The sequence below is a fragment of the Nocardia coffeae genome (assembly GCF_019890715.1).
GTDB lineage: Bacteria > Actinomycetota > Actinomycetes > Mycobacteriales > Mycobacteriaceae > Nocardia > Nocardia jiangxiensis.
Genome location: NZ_JAINZY010000008.1, coordinates 1 through 18,548, shown reverse-complemented (window position 1 = coordinate 18,548; position 18,548 = coordinate 1). Strand labels below are relative to the sequence as shown.

Sequence of the window (18,548 nt, the reverse complement as noted above, 5' to 3'; positions counted from 1 at the left end):
GAGAATTTCCGCCGGAGGATGCGGATGTCTCCGGAGTATTCACAGAAAGGATCGGAACAATGGGGTTCAAGACTGCGGACCTGCCTCCCGTGGATGCCGAGGAATTCCTCGGCCGACCGTTCGCGGAGCGAATGCGGATATTGGCGTTGCACTGGGTCGAATACGGCTTCGGCACAGCCAAGATGATCCACGTGATCTACTTGCTCAAGGTAGGTCTGCTTTCGGTGCTCGCCGGTGTAGCCCTGGCGACCGCGACCTCGGGAGTCGGTCCGTTCTGGCATGTCGCGGCATGGTGGAACCAGCCGGTGGTGTACCAGAAGCTGGTGCTGTGGACAGTGCTGATCGAGGCTTTGGGCATCGCGGGATCGTGGGGGCCGCTCGCCGGAAAATTCAAGCCGATGACCGGCGGCATCCTGTTCTTCGCCCGGCCCGGCACGATCAGGCTGCGGCCGTGGCGCCGGGTGCCGTTCACGAACGGCGACACCCGCACCGTGTTCGACGTGGTGCTGTATCTCGGCTTCGTGGTCACCCTCCTGGCAGCGATCGTACTGCCCGGCGTGCCGAGCGAGAGTCTGTCGAAAGTGTTGCCGCACAACACCTCCGGTCTGATCAACCCGATGCTGCTGATCGCGCCGATCGTGCTCTACGTGTTGTGCGGGCTGCGTGACAAGACGATCTTCCTGACCGCGCGTGGTGAGCAATACCTGCCTGCCCTGGCGTTCTTCGTGTTCCTGCCGTTCGCGGACATGATCATCGCCGCGAAACTGCTGATCTGTGCGGTGTGGATCGGAGCGGGTGCGTCCAAGTTCGGTATGCACTTCGGTAATGTTGTGCCGCCGATGATCTCGAACACCCCTTGGCTGTCGGCCAAGTGGATCAAGCGGCTGCACTATCGAAACTTCCCCGCTGACATCCGCCCCTCGAAAGCCGCTTCGTTCCTGGCCCATGTCGGCGGCACCACCGTGGAGATCCTCACCCCGCTGGTTCTGCTGTTCTCGACCAACCACTGGCTGACGTTGGCCGGGGTGGTGCTGATGGTCGTCTTCCACGCGTTCATCACCGCGACCTTCCCGCTGGCAGTGCCGCTCGAATGGAACGTCCTGTTCGGATATCTGGCCGTGTTCCTGTTCTTGGGCTTCCCCAACGAAAGCGGGTACGGGGTCGGCGGTTTCTCCTCCCCGTGGCTGCTCGCGGTGATCGTCGTTGCGCTGGTGTTCTTCCCCGTGCTGGGCAACCTGCGTCCGGATCTGGTGTCGTTCCTGCCGTCGATGCGTCAGTACGCCGGCAACTGGGCCTCGGCCGTGTGGGCATTCGCACCGGGCGCCGAGGCCAAACTGAACACTCTTGCCCATCGCCCGACCGAGAACCAGATCGATCAGCTGGTCGCGATGGGGTACCCGGCCGAGATCGCCGAGATCACCATGCAGCAGACCATCGCGTGGCGATCGATGCACAGCCAGGGCCGGGGTCTGTTCTCTCTGCTGTACGAGCACCTCTCCGATATCGACCGGTGGACGATCCGGGAGGCGGAATTCGGGTGCAACTCGCTGATCGGGTTCAACTTCGGTGACGGTCACTTGCACAACCTGGATCTGATCAACGCGGTCCAGCGTCGCGTCGGGTTCGGGCCGGGGGAGTGGATCGTGGTGTGGGTGGAGTCGCAGCCGATTCACCGTGGTACACAGCAGTATCAGGTCATCGACGCAGCGCTCGGGGTCGTCGAACGCGGCACCTGGCGGGTGCGCGACGCCGTGGAGGCCCAGCCCTGGCTGCCCGATGGGCCGATCTCGCACGTGGTGACCTGGCGACGCGCCGATTACGCCACACCGGTGCAGGTGCAGCAGCCGCCGCGGGACGCTGTACCGCAAACCGTCAGCTGAGACGCACATCAGGAAGGGAGACCGAATCATGGGTACCGCAATCGTCGTCGGCAGTGGCCCCAACGGGCTGGCTGCTGCCATCACCCTGGCCCGAGCCGGACTCGAGGTCACCGTGCTGGAGGCCGCCGACGAGATCGGCGGTGGTACCCGCACCAGCGAGGCGATCGTGCCGGGCCTGCTGCACGACCACTGCTCTGCCGTCCACCCGATGGCGGTGGGCTCTCCCTTCCTGCGGAGTCTCGACCTGGAGCGATACGGATTGTCGTGGGCGTGGGCACCGATCGACTGCGCCCACCCTCTCGATGACGGCACCGCCGCCGTCCTGCTGCGCTCAGTGGCCGACACCGCGGCCGGGTTCGGGCCGGACGGGCGCGCATGGCGGTTGCTGTTCGAACGGACTGTGGCCGATTACGACCACACGAGCACCGATATTCTGCGGCCGTTGCTGCGCGTTCCGCGTCATCCGCTGCGTCTGGCCCGCTTCGGTCTACCCGCGCTGGCCCCTGCCTCGACGCTGTCCGGGATATTTCGCACCGAGCAGACTCGAGCCCTGTTCGGCGGGGTTGCCGCACACGCTTTCCAACCTCTGCATCGACCGCTGAGTGCGAGTATCGGCCTCGGTATTCTGACCGCGGGACACGCGTACGGGTGGGCCGTAGCCCGTGGAGGATCTCAAAAGATCACCGAGGCGATGGCCGCTGTGCTCACCGACTTGGGCGGCAAGATCGAAACCGGCGTTCACGTTCGCTCGCCGGCGCAATTGCCGAGCGCGCGATTGACCATGTGGGATGTGGCCCCCACCGCGATCGCCGACATTCTCGGTGAGCAGCTGCCTGACCGAACTGCTAAGGCGTATCGCAACTTTCGATACGGACCCGGCGCGTTCAAGGTCGATTTCGCCGTCCATGAGGGTGTGCCGTGGACGGCCTCCGGCGCGCACCGTGCCGGAACGGTGCACCTGGGCGGAACCTTCCGCGAGATCGCGGCGCACGAACGCGACATCCACCGCGGCAGAATGCCCGAGCGCCCCTTCGTGTTGGTCGGGCAGCAATATCTCGCCGATCCGCAACGGTCTGTCGGCGACATCCACCCGGTCTGGACCTACGCCCATGTGCCGCACGGATATACCGGCGATGCCACCGAAGCCGTCATCGCCCAGATCGAACGTTTCGCCCCGGGCTTCCGCGATCGCATCGTCGGAACAGCTGTCCGCAGCACAACGGGTTTCGCCGACGACAACCCCAACTACGTCGGCGGCAACATCATGACCGGCGCCAAGGATATTCCCCAACTGCTCTTCGGCCCCCGAATCACCTTGCAGCCGTACGACATCGGCGTGCCCGGCCACTACCTGTGCTCGGCTGCCACCCCGCCGGGCCCCGGCGCACACGGCATGTGCGGCGCCAACGCAGCCCGGCGTGCCCTGCGCCGAGCCGGTATCGCAGAACCCGCCCCGCTCACCTGAGCACTCCTCGAACAACGAGGTGGGCGACGAGTAAGATTCGGTCCGGTCTGGAGGTTCGACGTCCATTCAGCGCACACCACTCGATAATCGGTGCGGGTTTCAGGAGGCCACGGCCTGGACAGTTCCGGACGTTCCGCGCGGACGCCAACGGCCCGAGATGGCCTCGGGCCGTTGATCTTCGGACTGTCGCATCCGGCCGCCACGCAGGGGCGCCGACCACGAAATCCAGCTGGGACTCCGAATACACCGCTACTTGATCGAGTTGGCCAACCGATCGGCATAAGGGGCAGTGAATTTTCCGACAATGGGAAGCCCGGCCCGGACACCGCCGGTGTTGTTCGTCTGGACCATGGCCATGATCCAGACGATGACCGCGAAGACCGCGACTGCGAGTCCGGCGAGGCTGAAGATGATCCCCAGGACTCCGAGGAACGAGCCGACGATGCTCAGGACGATATTGACCATCGAGACCGCCCCGAAGAAGATGATCGATTGCGAGGCATGGAATTTCACATCGGGATCGTTCTTTCCCACGAACAGGAAGATGATCCCGGTGAACCAGCCCAGCGCGTACGACAGGACCGCGCTGGTCTTTTTGTCCAAACCGGCGGATTGCGGTTGGTTCGCGGGAGGTTGAGAAGATGTCATGAGGTAAGCAGACGCCCCGCGCGCCTCCTACCGATCCCAACTTTCAGCACGAACCCACAGTTCGTGGGCCAGCCAGGGATCCCGGGCGTCGTTCTCGTGACGAGATTGTCACGACGGGTCCCTCGATGAGCTTTGTGGACACGTCTCGCCTGGTCATCGGACCAGGTCATAAGCGCTATCGTGGTCGTATCGACTTTGTTCGGGCAGTACCGGTCGTGCCGATGTGACCTCGCGAGGCGAAGGGCGGTGGTGCGTATGCGTACAGCGGCTTGGCTCGTGTCGAACCTCGGAGCCCTACACGGTCCTATTCCGGACTATTCACGCTCCGAGGTGCTGATCGGGTCGGCGGTGTTGCTGATGTTGCTGGTGGGGGTCTCGGTTGCACTGCTGGTGGCGGGTCGGCACCGCGGTGGCGGGCGTCACGGGCCGGCCGGGTGGTGGTTTCACCGGCCTGGCCACTGACGCGCCGCGGGTCAGTGCCTGCCGAGTTGGACGGCTTTGACCAGCAACAGGATCGCGCCGGCCACCAGGTAACCGCGGAGCGCGAGCATCCCGAGTTTCGTTCCGGCAGACCAGGTTACGGGCTCGAGCAGAGTCAGCGGCGGCATCCGCCAATGGCCTTTCTCGGACTCGTCGACTACCGGCGCGACCGGTGCCACGGGTGCCTGGCGCTGGAGCCATTTCAGGACTGCGACGGTGAAGCTCGCGAGCACGACGATGCCGACCGCCAGGTAGTCGGCGGTAGTGACCACGTCGAGATTCGGGAACAGAGTGGTGGCCATCAGAATGCCCGACAACAGGAGCAGGACTCCGACGATGAACCCTGCGACGATGTTGAGCCAGGTGCGGTTCACCCACGGGCCCAGGACTTGCGGGTCATTGCACAACAGCAGCAGGAACACGCTCGCGCTGGGCAGCAGCAGACCAGCCAGGGCCTGCACCGCGGTGGTGATCAACCCCAGCGGCGCGCTCGGGATCAGCACGATCGCAGCGGCCAGGGCGACCATCGCAATGTAGGAGAGATAGAACTGTTTCGCATCTTGGAAGCCGCGGTGCAGGGAGTGTTTGATGCCGAACACATCACCGAAGGCGTAACTGGTGGACAGGGTGACCGCGGCGGCGCCGATGATCGACGCATCCAGCAGCACGATCGCGAAGATCGGCCCCAGCACACGGTCGGTCTGCCCGAGCAGGTGCGCGATGGTGCCGGCATCGCGGAATTTTCCCTGGGTGCCGGTGGTGCGGGCGGCGTAGTCGGCGGTCATCACCAGAGCGGCCGCGCCGATCACCACCACGAACGCCCCCAGAGTGGTGTCGGTGCGTTCGTAGCCGATGAACCGGGGCGTGATGCGTTTGTCGACGATGTTGGACTGCTGGAAGAACAATTGCCACGGCGCCACCGTGGTCCCCACGATCGCGATGATCAACAGCACCGCATCGGAGGTGAAGCCGCCGCGCACACCCGGCACCACGAAATCGTGGGCGGCCCGGCCCCATTCGGGATGCGAAAGCAGCAGCATCGGAACCTGCAGCAGGGTGATGAGAATGAAGACCATCATCGCCCGTTCCCAGCGCCGGAAACTGCCGGAGGCCATGATCGCGACCAGGGCGACCGCGGCGATCGGCACCACGACGTACTTGGAGATGCCGATGTAGTCCGCGGCCAGGGTGACACCGATGAATTCGGTGACGATGGTCAGGAAATTCAGGATGAACAGGTCACCGACGGAGAACCAGCCCCAGCCGCGCCCGAAACGCTCGTTGATCAGCCGGGCATGCCCGACGCCGGTGACCGCGCCGAGCCGCACCACCATTTCCTGATTCACGATCAACACCGGAATGAGCAGCAACAGGACCCACAACAGGCTGTAGCCGTAGTTCTGCCCGGCTTGGGCGTACGTGGCCACGCCACCGGCATCGTTGTCCCCGACCATCACGATCAAACCGGGCCCGACGATCGCCGCGAGGGTCAACAGCCTGGTCCGCAGCGTGCGTGGCCGGTCGGTCTCGGTGACATCGATGCGGCCGAACGCGCCCTCGATATCGCCCAGGTGCGCCGAATCCAGGACCGCCGAAGGCCGGCAGGACGGTGTCGTACGCGATTTCTGCGGTGCGGGAGTGTCCTGCGCGGCGGAAGTCGACGGCGTGCCGGGTGTCTTCGTCGTGCCCGAGAGATGCTCGGGCGCGGGCGAATTCGTGGGTGCCGAGTTGCCCGGCTCCGCGACCCGTGGTGGGGGAGCGGATGGCTGCGCGGTGTCGCCGTCCTGCGGGGCACGCGGTGGTTCGGACGCGGTTTCCCTTGGGGTGGAGCGGCTTTCGTCGGCGTTCGTCACGGTGCTGAGCTGCCGTCGGAGACGTCCGCGGCGGTGTCGGCGCCAGGTGCGGGTTCCCGGATCGGGCGGGGTGCGGGCTCGCGGCGGCGCCAGTCTTCGGGAATGGCGGCCTCGAGAACGTCGTCCACGGTGACGACGCCGAGCACACGGTCGGTGTCGTCGACCACCGGCATCGCGTAGAGGTTGTAATCGGCCATGAGCAGGGCGATATCGGTCAGATCGGTATCCGGCGTGACGCGGACCGGGTCGGTGTCCATCAGTTCTCGCACCGGTGTGGCGGAGTCGGCCTGCAACAGCAGGATCACCGAGACGACGCCGAGCAGGTGTCCCTCGTCGAGCACGTGCACCTTCAGCAACGCTTCCGGCTGCACCCCCCGTGCCTGAGCTATTACCGAGAGCGCTTGTGCAGCAGTGGAATCTGGTCCACACGAGGCGGTGTCGACATTCATCAGCCCGCCCGCGCTGTCGGGGTTGAACCCCATCAACGTGATCACCTTGGTGCGCTGGCCGGCCGGCATGAGATCCAGCACTCTGCGACGCCGCGACTGTCGCAGGTCGGCAACCGCGTCAGCCGCGTCATCGGCGCGCATACGGCCCAGCAGCGCCGCGACCTCGGCGTCGGACCTGTCATCGAGCAGGCGACTGGCCTGCTCGGACTCGAGTTCCTCGAACACATCGGCCTCGAGCTCCGGGTCGTCGTGCACGTGATCGAGAATCTCGCCACGCTCACGTTTGTCGGCCTCTTCGAGGAGATCGGCGAGTTCGGCCGGCTTCAGCGACCGCAACCGACCTGCGAGCCGACGCTGAGTCAGCGACTGACTGTGCCCGATCAGCGGCTCGAAGGACTTCCAATCCCGTTCGGCATGCCCCCCGGCGGGTTTGATCAACCCGAACAGTCGCGCCCGCGGCCGGGTGTCGACCCGAGCCAGCACCCATCCGTCGCCGGTGTCATCGAGTTCGACGTCCGAAGCACGGACCAGCTCCGCGGCCGCGACATCGATGAGACGGTGTCCCATGATGTCCGCGCGCAGCAGCACCTCCCCGTCGCGACGTTCGAACGCCCGCAGATCGACCTTGTTGCGCGACAACGTGATCCGATCAGCACGCAGATCGTCCACGGTACGAGCCGGGACGAATACCCGGCGCCCGCCCACCCCGACCACCACGCCGGTAATCGGTGGATAGGAGTCCCGGCCGGCCAATCGGACCACCAGATCCTCCACACGACCGATGGTGTCGCCCGAAGCGGCGATCACCGGGGATTTCAGCACCTGCGACAGGTGAACAATCGATGTCGCCGGCGACAGATCGGATGTGGGCTTCGTCATCGGGGCTCCCGAGTCGATGCTCGTGCGGGATTGGCCTTCGCTGCACATTCTGCCTGGTAACCGGCCCAGTGCGCAGTAAAGATCAGCTCCCGATTCGCGCACCAACTCGGCCGGGGGAGGTTCGACAGATCGGAGGATGATCCCCGGACGGGCCAGAAATATGTACAGTTGTATACTTTTGGGATCGGATCTTGATGTGCGCGCTGCGCACCGACTCGAAGGAGGGTGGCTGGGATGGGGTTGTTCACAGAGAAGGAAGTGGAGTTTCTCCGGCTCCACCGGATCGGTCGGCTGGCCACGACGGGGAAGGCCGGCATTCCCCACGTCGTGCCCACCGGTTTCCACTTCGATCCCGAGGGGGAGGTGATCAAGGTCGGTTTGCACGATTACCGGGGCCAGGAGCGCCTGTACGTCCGCCACCTGCGTGTCAATCCGCAGGCGGCGTTCGTCGTCGACGACCTGGTCACCGAGCCGCAGTGGACTCCCCGCGGTGTGACGGTCAAGGGACCGGCCCGTATTCACGAGACGGGTGGGGAGGTTCTGGGTCCCGGTTTCGGTCCCCGCTGGGTGGAGATCGTCCCGAACTGGGTGTCCTCGTGGGGGATCGACGCCGACCCGTTCGCCCCGCCGACACCTCCCCGCAAGCGCGTCGAGCCCGGACAATGACCGAGTCGCGCGACCCCGTGAGATCTTCGCAAGGCGTCGCACACGGTGCGGAGCCGGTGGCCGAGAGCGCCGGGGTCGGGGAGCGTGAGCGCAAGGGTGAACGGACGCGGCGGCGAATCTTGGCGGCTGCCCGCGCCGTGTTCGCTGATATGGGTTACGAGCGGGCGACGATCCGCGGTATCGCTGCCGCGGCCGGGGTGGACAAGTCCTCGGTCATCCAGTATTTCGGGACCAAGCAGAACCTGTTCCGTGAAGCGGTGCATTGGACGGTGCCGGTTGCGCGGATCATCGCCGAGACTCCGGAGCAGACCGCCGAGGCGATGACGCGCGGGATGTTGTCGGCGTGGGCGGCCGATCCGAACAGTCCGATGGCAGTGTTGTTGCGTGCGGGCCTGACCAGTGAGGATGCGGCCGAGATTCTGCGCAATCACATCACCTCCGGCATAACACCCGCGTTGGCTACCGTCATCGACGCCCCCGATGCCCGCCTGCGCGCCGCTCTGGCGGGCGCGATCCTGGTAGGCGTCGCCAGCCAGCGGTACTTGCTGCGAATGCCCGATCTGCACGATGTGGACACCGACGACATCCTGCGCCTGATCACCCCGTTGATACGGGATCTGATCGCACCCCGGCAGCAGCCGCCCCCGGCGCCGCAGAGCGCCTGACAGAAAAATGTACACGCGGTGAGATATGGACGCTTGGTGAGTTATGCTGGTCGTCGTAGTCGAGGTGTCCACAACATCAAGGCCCATCCCGACCATGTCTTCATCGAGTTGGCCGAGCGCGGAAAGGTGAAGGTGACCGTCACCGAACTGACCGGTACCGAGCGAGACGACGCCTGGAAGCGGATCGTTGCCGCCGTCGCACGTTTCGGCAACTACGAGCAGAAGACCGACCGCGTGATCCCCGTCCTTCGGCTCACGGCACAGCCCTGACTTTTCGACCGGGCTCCACACCCCATCCGATCCGAACGGCAGGAGCGACATGAACTTCACCACCGCCGAACTCGAGTATCTGGCCGGACAGCGACTGGGCAGGGTCGCCACCGCTCAGCCCGACGGGACCTTGCAGGTCAGTCCCGTCGGTTTCCGGTACAACGACCGCACCGACACCATCGATATCGCCGGGCACGCAATGGCCAAGAGTCGCAAGTTCCGCAACGTCGCAGCCAACAGCCAGGTCGCGTTCGTGGTCGACGACGTCGCGTCCACCGACCCGTGGCGGCCGCGGTTCCTCGAGATCCGCGGCGCCGGAGAAGCCATCGCCGAACCCGCCGACTCCGCGTACGGCGGCAATCTCGGAGGCTTCGACGGAGCGATCATCAGAATCCATCCCAAACGACTGATCAGCTTCGGTATCGCCACCACCGACGCCGCGGTCCGGCCATCCGGGATCGACACCCGCAACGTCGGCTGATCCCACACGATTCCCGAACGCGAACTCACCCCACGACGGCTCACCCAGATTCGCACCGCCGCACCGCGCTGACCGAACCGGTCGGCGCGTGCAGCGAAAGATGAACCAGCCGCGCCGATCTCGACCGCCTGAACGCCCCGTGCTGCCGAATGCGGTGCGTCGATTCGATTGTCGATCCCGGTCGAGCGAATTGTGCGGTCCCAGATTTTCTCCCCCTTCCATTTTATACACGATCGCGGGGTCTCATGAGGCCCCGCGATCTGGTCCATAATCGCTCGCGAAAAGCCGGAACCACCAGGTGAGGAGTAGCGAATGGCCTATGTGCTGAGCTTCGGGGAGATCGATCGCACCCAGGTTGCGGTGGTCGGCGGCAAGGGCGCGAACCTCGGTGAGTTGTCGCGCGTCGACGGTGTCGCGGTGCCCGACGGCTTCTGTGTGACGACCGAGGCCTTCGCTCGGACCGTGGCAGGCGCGTCCTGGATCGAGGATCGGCTCGACGAATTGTCGCGCCTGCAACCGGACGACCGCTCGGCGATTCGTCTGCGGAGCGCGGAGATCCGCCATGCGATCGAGGCACTCGCCGTGCCCGAAGCGGTAGCGGCAGAGATCCTCGCCGCGCACGCCCGCCTCGGTGTGGAGGGCGCCTACGCCGTCCGATCCAGTGCCACGGCCGAGGACCTGCCCACCGCGTCGTTCGCCGGACAGCAGGACACCGCTCTGAATGTCGTGGGGCCCGCGGCGATTCTCGGGGAGGTCAGCCGGTGCTGGAGCTCACTGTTCACCGAGCGCGCGGTCGCCTACCGCCTGCGAAACGGCTTCGACCACAAAATGGTTCGCATGGCGGTGGTCGTGCAGCGCATGGTCTTCCCTCGCGCGTCGGGCATCCTGGTCACCGCCGACCCGGTCACCTCGGACCGGACGGTGGTCTCCATCGATGCCGGTTTCGGTCTGGGGGAGGCCCTCGTGTCGGGCCTCGTGAATGCCGACGTCTATCAGGTTCGCGACGGCGACATAACCGGCAGGACTATCGCCACCAAGAAACTCGCTGTCGAGCCGACACCGGAGGGCGGAACCCAGGTGCGCGAGATCGCCCCGGAGTGCCGTGACGAGCCGGTACTCTCCGATGCCGAGGTGCTCGCCCTCGCACGGCTGGGACGTGAACTCGAAGCGCACTTCGGCAGCCCGCAGGACATCGAATGGTGCCTGGACGAGGACGGCGTCCACATCGTGCAGAGTCGGCCGATCACCACGCTGTTCCCGATTCCGGCGGCCGCCGATCAGAGCAACCATGTCTACGTATCGGTCGGGCATCAGCAGATGATGACCGATGCCATGAAACCGCTGGGCATCTCGGTGTGGCAGCTCACCAGCCGGGCACCCATGCGTGACGCGGGCGGCAGGTTGTTCGTGGATGTCACCAAGATGCTGGAGTCGCCGACAACCCGTACCGTCCTGCTCGCCGGGCTCGGCAACTCCGACCCGCTGATCGGTGACGCCTTGCGGACCGTGATCGACCGCGGGTTCATTCGTGAAGTGCCGCAAGCGGATTCGGCCGCCCCACCCCGTCCGGTGCCGGGTACCGCGCCCGCGACGATCGAGACCGATCCCGGCATCGTCACCGCGCTGATCGCCGAGAGTGAGGCATCCCTGGCCGCCTTGAAACGAGACATCCGGACCCAGTCGGGACCCGCGCTGGTCGACTTCATCCGCGCCGACATCCGGGAGTTGCAGCGAGTCCTGTTCACGCCGACGGGTTTACAGGTGATCACAGCCGGAATGGACGCCTCGTCGTGGCTCAACGAACGGCTGTGGGAATGGCTGGGCGAGAAGAACGCCGCGGATACCCTCACCCAATCGGTGCCCGGGAACGTGACCTCCGAGATGGGATTGGCGCTGCTGGACGTCGCCGACATGATCCGTCCGCACCCGCAGATGGTGGACTTCCTGAGCCGGGTCGAGCAGGCGGGGCCGACGACGGATGGTTTCCTCGACGAGTTGGTCCGATACCCGGGCGGCGATGATGCGCGCGCCGCGTTCGAAGGTTTCCTCGACACGTATGGCATGCGCTGCGCCGGCGAGATCGACATCACCCGGCCGCGTTGGAGCGAAAAGCCCGCCATGCTCGTGCCGACGATCCTCGGCAATATCAAGAATTTCGGACCCGGCGCGGGCAAGCAGCGCTTCGAACATGGTCTGCGTGCCGCCGAACAGGCGAAAGCCCAGCTGCTGCAACGCTTGCGCGCCTTGCCGGACGGAGAGCGCAAGGCCGAGGAGACCGAGCGGATGATCGACCGGGTCCGCACCTTCGCCGGATATCGGGAGTATCCGAAGTACGGCATGGTCAGCCGCTACTTCATCTACAAGCGGGCCCTGTTGCACGAAGCCGAACGCCTGGTGCGGGCCGAGGTGCTGTGCGAACCCGAAGACATCTTCCATCTCCGATTCGACGAGCTCGACGAGGTGGTGCGCACACAACACGCGAGCGCGGAGCTCATCGTCGAGCGCAAGCGCGCATTCCGCTCGTATCGGTCGCTCACCGCGCCGCGGGTGCTCACCTCCGACGGCCAGGCCCTCAACGGGACCTACCGACGCGAGGATCTCCCCGCCGGTGCACTGCCAGGAATGGCGGTATCCGCCGGAATCATCGAAGGTCGCGCCCGCGTCGTATCCGATATCGCACAAGCCGATCTCGATCCGGGCGACATCCTGGTCACCCCCTACACCGACCCGAGCTGGACCCCGTTGTTCCTCGCCATCAAGGGGCTGGTTACCGAGGTCGGCGGCCTGATGACCCACGGCGCGGTGATCGCCCGCGAATACGGTCTGCCCGCCGTCGTCGGCGTGGACCACGCCACCGAGCTGATCCGTGACGGACAGGATATCCGTGTGAACGGCACCGAAGGGTACATCGAGATCCTGTCGTAGCCCGGTGAATTCACAATGCCGGAGAGGCGTTCGGTGCTCGTCTGCGCGACATCCGCATCACGCCTGAGCTATTGCAGACCCGCCGCTTCAATTTCGTTCTGGCCGAACAGGTTCTGTACACCGTTGTCCGGGTTGAGAAGTCGGTGATGTGGCGAGTTCTCCGGTTGGTTGAACGACCAAGCACACCCGGAGACCTCACCCCTTTGATCGAAATGACCACTGCGACAGAGGGTTTAAATGAACGAACTCGGTGTGAAACAGCGCTCACATCGACGTCGAGTTCTGGCGTTCGTTGTCGATGGTTCGCGCCCAATTCGTTCCGGCCAGGACGAGCGCAGCCCCCAATACACTCACTACCGTCAGCGGGTCGCCGGCCAGCAGGACACCGAAGGCTGCGGCCCACAGCGGTTCGGTCCCCAACAGTAGGCTGACACGGGCTGGTGAGGTGCGACGCACGGCCCACATCTGCACGAAGAATGCGAACACCGTGCAGGCCAGTGCGAGGTATACGGTGAGCGCCCAGCCCGACATCGTCATCGTTCGTACGGCCGGGCCCAGCCCCGAGCCGTCGACTTGCGAGAAGACCGCCGCGACGACGAGCACTGTGGCCAGTTGGATCAGGGTCATGCGCGAGGAGTCGAGTTGTTTGCCCGCCGAGAGATTGGCGATGACGGTGACGTGCAGAGCTCGCACGAATGCCGCCAGCAGGATGAGCAGGTCGCCGAGACCGGGAACAGTGAAACCTGTGCTCTGCGTGAGCAGTACGATGCCCGCGACAGCAACCGCGGTGGCGCCGTAGTAGGTGCGGGGCAGTGCGAGGGCGCGGTGACGCCCGCCGAGCAACGGCGTGATCACGATGGTCAACGAGATGATCAATCCTGCGTTGGAAGCCGAAGTCTGTGTGACACCGAAGGTTTCGAGTACGAAGATCACGCTGAGGATGAGACCGAACAGCACTCCGAGCGCCAACTCGGTTCGGGTCGTGCGGCGCAGCCGTGGTGCCAGCAGAATTGCCAGCGCGCCGGCGCCTATCCCGAAGCGAAGTACCAGGAAACCGAACACGGTGTCCGGGGTCGCGACGTTCTTGGCCGCCAAGTAGCTCGAGCCCCAGGTGACTGCGACGGCCACCAGAGCCAGATCGACGCTCGACGTCCTGCTGCGGCGTGGTGTTCCCCGGAAGCTCCTTCCGGGGAACACCTTTGCGCGGGGCGGCTCGGTCACTGAGACTCGTGCGTTGATGATGCCCTCCCTGATCGAAGCCCCTTCGAATAGATCTTGACGCGACATTTGAAGAAGCACAATTTAATACTTCTTCAAATCTGTGTAGGTTTGCTTCATGAACCTCGAACGCCTGCGTATCCTGCGGGAATTCGCCGAATACGGAACCCTGACCGCAGTCGCCGAGGCCATGGCCATGACGCCGTCTGCGGTGTCCCAGCAGATGCGCACGCTGCGGCGAGAAGCCGGAGTCACCCTGCTGGAACGCGACGGGCGAGGAGTCCGGCTCACCGACGCCGGGCGGGCGCTCGCCGGACATGCCGACCGTGTGCTCGGCGCATTGGATCGCGCCCGCGCCGACATGGACAGCTACCGCGCGGCGCCGCGTGGGGCCGTCCGCATCTCGCTGTTCCCCTCGGGGGCCGCAATGTTGCTCCCGGGCTTGCTGCAGGGTGCGCAGTCGGCCGGATTCGACATCGTGGGCCGCGATGTCGACCGTCCAGCCGCCCATGCTGCCCAGCAACTCGCCGATTTCGACGTCGTCGTCGTCCACCGCGACGATCGCGACAACTCCGGGTGGAGTGACCGACTCGACGCCACGATACTTCTGCGAGAACCCCTCGACGTCATGCTCGCCCCCGGTCACCACCTTGCGCAACGCCGGACCGTGGCACTGGCGGAACTCTCCGATGAACGCTGGATCGGCGTCGAAGGCGGACTCATGGTCGACGACGTCCTTCGTTCCATGTCGACGATCACTGGAACGATTCCTCGAATCGCCCAGCGTATCAACGACTTCCGTGTCGTCGAAGAGCTCGTCCTCACCGGGGCGGGTATCGCCCTCATGCCCCGCTACGTCGCCATCACCCGTGACCTGATCCGAATCCCCATCAGTGACATCCGCATCGCCCGCCGGATCGAAGCAGTCACCCGAGCCGGCGCAGCAGCACAGCCTTCCATCGCCGCCACACTCGAAATCCTCCGGACGATCTGCCGGCAGATCGCCACCGATCAGCCCGCCACAAATCGTCGATAACGCCGGATTGGAGCAACGGGAACTCGGGCGTCGTCTGCGCTCGCTACGAAGGAAAGCCAAGCTCAGCCGGTCCGCGGCCGCGGACGGTATTGCGGCTCAGACAGTGCCCGGGGGCAGGAACGCCGGGAGCATGAATGTTTCGAGCAGCTGCCGGTGGGACGGGTCGGTCGGGTCTTCGAAGTCCAAGCGGCCGACCAGGATCAGTTGTACGAGTGCGAGCCATTCGCAGGCTGCTTCGTTGGTGATGCCTTCGCGGAGTTCGCCGCGCTCGCGAGCGCGGTCGAGGATGGGGGCCCACATTTCCAGGGTCAGGTCGCTGGCCAGGCGTGATGTGCCCACGACGGCGGCGGCCAGGTCCATGTGTTCGGGGCTGACGATCAGCCGGATGAGGGGGTCTTTGCGGCCGTGATCGACCAGGAATATGAGTCCGTCGACGACCTGGTCGCGGAAATGTTTACGTTCGAGAACGTATTTCGTTCCCCGGACGAAGAGCTTGCGGGCGCGCAGGCGGATCAATTCCGCGATGAGGGTGTCCCGGTCGCGGAAGTATCGGTAGATAGTCGGTCGCGATACTCCGGCGGACTTGGCGATGTCGTCCATCGTCGTCTTGGCGACACCGAAATGCAGGAAGGTCGATTGGGCGGCTTCGAGTATCTGCCCGCGTGCTTCCTCGACGTCCCCGCTCAGGACGTTGCTGTTACGACGAGCCATTCTCTTTTCCTGCCCTCCACGGATATCTGCGTTGTATGCAATACTCGGCGACATCATGGACAATACTCGTTTTTTGTTGTTCGTTCGACGTCCATGGGTGGGCACGGGGCTGCGACGCGCGGCGTGGTTGTGAAAACCGTTGGGGGTGAAGGCATCTGGAGTGCCCGTGACCTGGTCGATCGAGGACTGCGCGCGGCGAGCCGGTCGCGGAACACGGTGAGGACTCTCACACTGCCGATCCCGGGTGAGGGCCACATCAGCGGCCCTCACCCGGCCCGTTCACGGGTTCGGCGTGAACGTGATCGGCAGTCGCGCGCACCCGCGCACCTGGCTGGCGTGCATGACCGGCGGATCGTTGTCCGCGAGCGCGTAATCCGGTATGCGACGGTGGATTTCCTCCAGGGCCAGGCGCAGTTCGATACGGGCCAGATGTGAGCCCAGGCAGCGGTGTGCGCCCGCGCCGAAGGACAGGTGCCGGTTCGGCGTGCGCTCGAGCAGAAGGTCGTCCGGGTCCTCGAACTCCTCGGCATCCCGATTCGCCGAGCAGAGCATCAGGATCAGCTGATCGCCCTCGGCGATGGTGACCCCGCCCAGTTCGGTCGAGCGGGTGGCGCGGCGGCCGGGAACGACCGCGGCCTCGATGCGCAGGATCTCCTCCACCGCCGACGGGATCAGGCTCTCGTCGCCGATGAGCTGATCGCGCTGGTCCCGGTTGTGCGAAAGGTGGATGATCGCCCACGCCAGCGAGCCCTGCACGGTGTGCAGACCGGCGATGAGCAGCAGGAAGAACATCCGGTTGAGTTCCTCGTCGGTCAGCAGCCGGGTGCCGTCCTCGAGGGCGACCTCGGTGTGGATGATCTGCGAGGTGACATCGTCGCGCGGATCGGCCCTGCGGTCGTTGATGATGTTCTGGAAATATCCGAGCATCTCGAACGCCGCTTTCCCGCGCGCCTGATTGGATTCCTCCTCGGTGGCTCCGGGGATTCCGGTGAGCAGGACATCGGTCGCGTGGGTGAACATCGGCGCGTCGGCCAGTGGCCAGTCCATCAGCGACAGAAATACCCGGGTGGGCAATTCGTGCGCGAAATCGGCGATGAATTCTGATGTTCCGGCGGCAGCGAATCCGTCGATGAGTTCGGTGATCGTCGCGCGGATATCGTCTTCGAGCGCCTTCATCCGATTCGGGCTGAACAAAGGCTGCAGGGCGAGCCGATAGCCGGTGTGTTCCGGCGGATCGAGTTCGAGCGGAATGAATTTACCGAATCCGGCGGTCGTGGTCGTCAGATTGTTCGGGTGGCTGGAGAAAGTCTCCGGGTCGCGCAGGACCTCGTGGATCTCCTTGTACCGGGTGACGATCCAGTGCCCGCCGTGGGCGGTGGAATACACGACCGGGCCGCGACGGGCCAGTTCGGCGACGCGATCCTGCACGGTGTCTTCGGGGAATGCCAGCGACTGGTCGTAGATGTCGAAGTCGACGACCAGGTCATCGGCGACCTCAGCGGAAGTGGTCATGATGTCTTTTCCTCGGATGGGGGAAGGGCGCTGGTGAACGTCAATGCGCGTTCGGGGCAGGCTGTCGCGGCGCGCTGTGCGAATTCGCGCTGGGACTCGGGGATCGGACCGGCGCCGACGACCGGGTTACCGAAGTCGTCGGCCTCGAGCAGATCGGGCGCTGTCGCGTAGCACAGGCCGTGGCCTGCACAGGCTGTCCGGTCGACGACGAGGTGAACGGGTTCGGCCATGTCACAGATCTCCGGGCGAACCCTTGTCCTCGGCGAACCACATGCCGACCCGGGCCAGGGTGCCGCCGTCGGTCGAAGGCATGACGACACCGGACAGGTACTGCGAATCGTCGGAGGCCAGGAACAGCGCCACCTTCGCGTTGTCCAGCAGCGACGGGGGCCGCTGGAGCTTGAGCGGAATCGGCGAGATTGCCGGATCCCAGGGGCCGGCGACCTGTTCGTAGGACTGGCCGACGACCGGGGAGCCCGGCGGCATCAGGAAGTTCGGCGACATGCCGTGGGTCGGGCAGATGGCGTTGACCCGGATGCCGTACTTGCCCAGATCCAGGCTCAGCCCGCGGACCAGGCCGTTGACGCCCGCTTTGGTGGCCGAGTACATCGCGATGTTGTGGTAGGCGACCAGCGACGCCGCCGACGACGTCGCCAGGATGGTGCCACCGCCGTTCTCGCGCAGATACGGGACCGCGGCTTTGGCGGCGTAGACGACGCCGCTGAGGTTCACCCCGAGCACATGCTGCCAGTCGGCCTCGGTCAGGTCCTGGAATTCGACTTCCTCGCCGCCCGCGACGGACGGGACCCCGCCCCGGGAGACGACGCCCGCGTTGGCGAACATGATGTCCAGCTTGCCGAAATGCTGCACCGCCTCGGCCACGGCGGAGTTCACCTGGGCCTCGACGCTGACGTCGGCGGTGATGGCGATGGCCTTACCGCCTTGCTGCTCAACGAGTTCGACGGTTCCCGCGGCGCGTTCGGGGTCGATGTCGACCACGGCGATGGAAGCGCCCTCGGATGCGAACAACTGGGAACACTGACGACCGAGGCCGGAGCCGGCTCCGGTGATGACGGCGACTTTGCCTTCGAGCTTCATGGTGGGACTCCGATTTCCAGAAGGATGCGTCCGGCGGGGGACAGGGCCGGTGCGGATGGAGGCGCAGCGGGTCCGGCGAATTCGACGCCGTGGGCTGCCCGCCTGCGGCGGGGTGGGAGTGCTGTGCCTCACACTCGAAGCTACGCCAGGAGACGAATGACGTCAATCGTAATTTGTCAGTTGATGCGTAGCGGGTGGCGTGAGCAGCTGTCGGCGAGCCTCGACCGCGAGTCGCGGCCTGCTGTCATAAACCTACAAGCTATAGGTATAGTGCGGACGTTGTGCGCTGAATGCACAGAGAGGAACGACTGG

16 protein-coding genes are annotated in these 18,548 nt (G+C 65.2%); 8 read left to right on the top strand and 8 right to left on the bottom strand.

Going from position 1 to position 18,548, the window contains the following annotated elements; all coding sequences use genetic code 11:
• Positions 1 to 59: 59 nt before the first annotated feature.
• Positions 60 to 1,880 carry a DUF3556 domain-containing protein gene (locus tag K7711_RS26780; RefSeq protein ID WP_222972235.1) on the top strand — a complete coding sequence of 607 codons (1,821 nt, stop codon included), beginning with the start codon at positions 60 to 62 and terminating at the stop codon, positions 1,878 to 1,880.
• Between the two features lie 28 nt (positions 1,881 to 1,908).
• Complete coding sequence (locus K7711_RS26775) at positions 1,909 to 3,345, top strand: phytoene desaturase family protein (protein WP_222972234.1); 1,437 nt, start codon at positions 1,909 to 1,911, stop codon at positions 3,343 to 3,345.
• Positions 3,346 to 3,594: 249 nt separating this feature from the next.
• Here the strand turns inward: K7711_RS26775 and K7711_RS26770 are convergent, their stop codons facing one another.
• From K7711_RS26770 to K7711_RS26760, 3 genes are all read right to left on the bottom strand, one after another.
• A complete protein-coding gene (locus K7711_RS26770; RefSeq protein WP_222972233.1) occupies positions 3,595 to 3,993 on the bottom strand; it encodes a DUF4870 domain-containing protein in 399 nt (132 codons plus the stop codon).
• A gap of 473 nt (positions 3,994 to 4,466) precedes the next feature.
• The gene (locus K7711_RS26765; RefSeq protein ID WP_235747890.1) at positions 4,467 to 6,059 is read right to left on the bottom strand and encodes an NRAMP family divalent metal transporter; all 1,593 of its coding nucleotides are present in this window, start codon (positions 6,057 to 6,059) and stop codon (positions 4,467 to 4,469) included.
• A gap of 263 nt (positions 6,060 to 6,322) precedes the next feature.
• The gene (locus K7711_RS26760) at positions 6,323 to 7,654 is read right to left on the bottom strand and encodes a magnesium transporter MgtE N-terminal domain-containing protein (protein WP_222972232.1); all 1,332 of its coding nucleotides are present in this window, start codon (positions 7,652 to 7,654) and stop codon (positions 6,323 to 6,325) included.
• Positions 7,655 to 7,888: 234 nt separating this feature from the next.
• On the opposite strand from K7711_RS26760, the gene K7711_RS26755 reads away from it, so the two are divergent.
• From K7711_RS26755 to rph, 5 genes are all read left to right on the top strand, one after another.
• A complete protein-coding gene (locus K7711_RS26755; protein ID WP_222972231.1) occupies positions 7,889 to 8,320 on the top strand; it encodes a pyridoxamine 5'-phosphate oxidase family protein in 432 nt (143 codons plus the stop codon).
• A 56-nt stretch (positions 8,321 to 8,376) separates the two neighbouring features.
• The gene (locus K7711_RS26750) at positions 8,377 to 8,985 is read left to right on the top strand and encodes a TetR/AcrR family transcriptional regulator (protein WP_443678102.1); all 609 of its coding nucleotides are present in this window, start codon (positions 8,377 to 8,379) and stop codon (positions 8,983 to 8,985) included.
• A 36-nt stretch (positions 8,986 to 9,021) separates the two neighbouring features.
• Complete coding sequence (locus K7711_RS26745; protein ID WP_222972229.1) at positions 9,022 to 9,255, top strand: nitroreductase/quinone reductase family protein; 234 nt, start codon at positions 9,022 to 9,024, stop codon at positions 9,253 to 9,255.
• A gap of 49 nt (positions 9,256 to 9,304) precedes the next feature.
• The gene (locus K7711_RS26740; RefSeq protein ID WP_222972228.1) at positions 9,305 to 9,736 is read left to right on the top strand and encodes a PPOX class F420-dependent oxidoreductase; all 432 of its coding nucleotides are present in this window, start codon (positions 9,305 to 9,307) and stop codon (positions 9,734 to 9,736) included.
• Between the two features lie 312 nt (positions 9,737 to 10,048).
• The gene (gene rph, locus K7711_RS26735; RefSeq protein WP_222972227.1) at positions 10,049 to 12,661 is read left to right on the top strand and encodes a rifamycin-inactivating phosphotransferase; all 2,613 of its coding nucleotides are present in this window, start codon (positions 10,049 to 10,051) and stop codon (positions 12,659 to 12,661) included.
• 264 nt (positions 12,662 to 12,925) lie between these two features.
• On the opposite strand, the gene K7711_RS26730 is transcribed toward rph, so the two are convergent.
• Complete coding sequence (locus K7711_RS26730; RefSeq protein ID WP_308014960.1) at positions 12,926 to 13,882, bottom strand: DMT family transporter; 957 nt, start codon at positions 13,880 to 13,882, stop codon at positions 12,926 to 12,928.
• A gap of 115 nt (positions 13,883 to 13,997) precedes the next feature.
• On the opposite strand from K7711_RS26730, the gene K7711_RS26725 reads away from it, so the two are divergent.
• Positions 13,998 to 14,915 (top strand): LysR family transcriptional regulator, encoded by a 918-nt coding sequence (locus tag K7711_RS26725; protein WP_222972225.1) that lies wholly within the window; start codon positions 13,998 to 14,000, stop codon positions 14,913 to 14,915.
• Positions 14,916 to 15,011: 96 nt separating this feature from the next.
• Here K7711_RS26725 and K7711_RS26720 read toward each other — a convergent pair whose 3' ends face one another.
• The 4 genes from K7711_RS26720 to K7711_RS26705 form a co-directional block, all read right to left on the bottom strand.
• Positions 15,012 to 15,626, bottom strand: coding sequence for a TetR/AcrR family transcriptional regulator (locus tag K7711_RS26720; protein WP_222972224.1), 615 nt, complete (start codon positions 15,624 to 15,626; stop codon positions 15,012 to 15,014).
• 279 nt (positions 15,627 to 15,905) lie between these two features.
• Entirely contained in the window at positions 15,906 to 17,138 is a 1,233-nt protein-coding gene (locus K7711_RS26715) for a cytochrome P450 (RefSeq protein WP_222972223.1), read from the bottom strand.
• A complete protein-coding gene (locus K7711_RS26710; RefSeq protein WP_222972222.1) occupies positions 17,135 to 17,368 on the bottom strand; it encodes a ferredoxin in 234 nt (77 codons plus the stop codon). Before K7711_RS26710 ends, K7711_RS26715 begins: the two co-directional genes overlap by 4 nt.
• A 1-nt stretch (position 17,369) precedes the next feature.
• The gene (locus K7711_RS26705; RefSeq protein ID WP_222972221.1) at positions 17,370 to 18,236 is read right to left on the bottom strand and encodes an SDR family NAD(P)-dependent oxidoreductase; all 867 of its coding nucleotides are present in this window, start codon (positions 18,234 to 18,236) and stop codon (positions 17,370 to 17,372) included.
• Between the last annotated feature and the right edge of the window lie 312 nt (positions 18,237 to 18,548).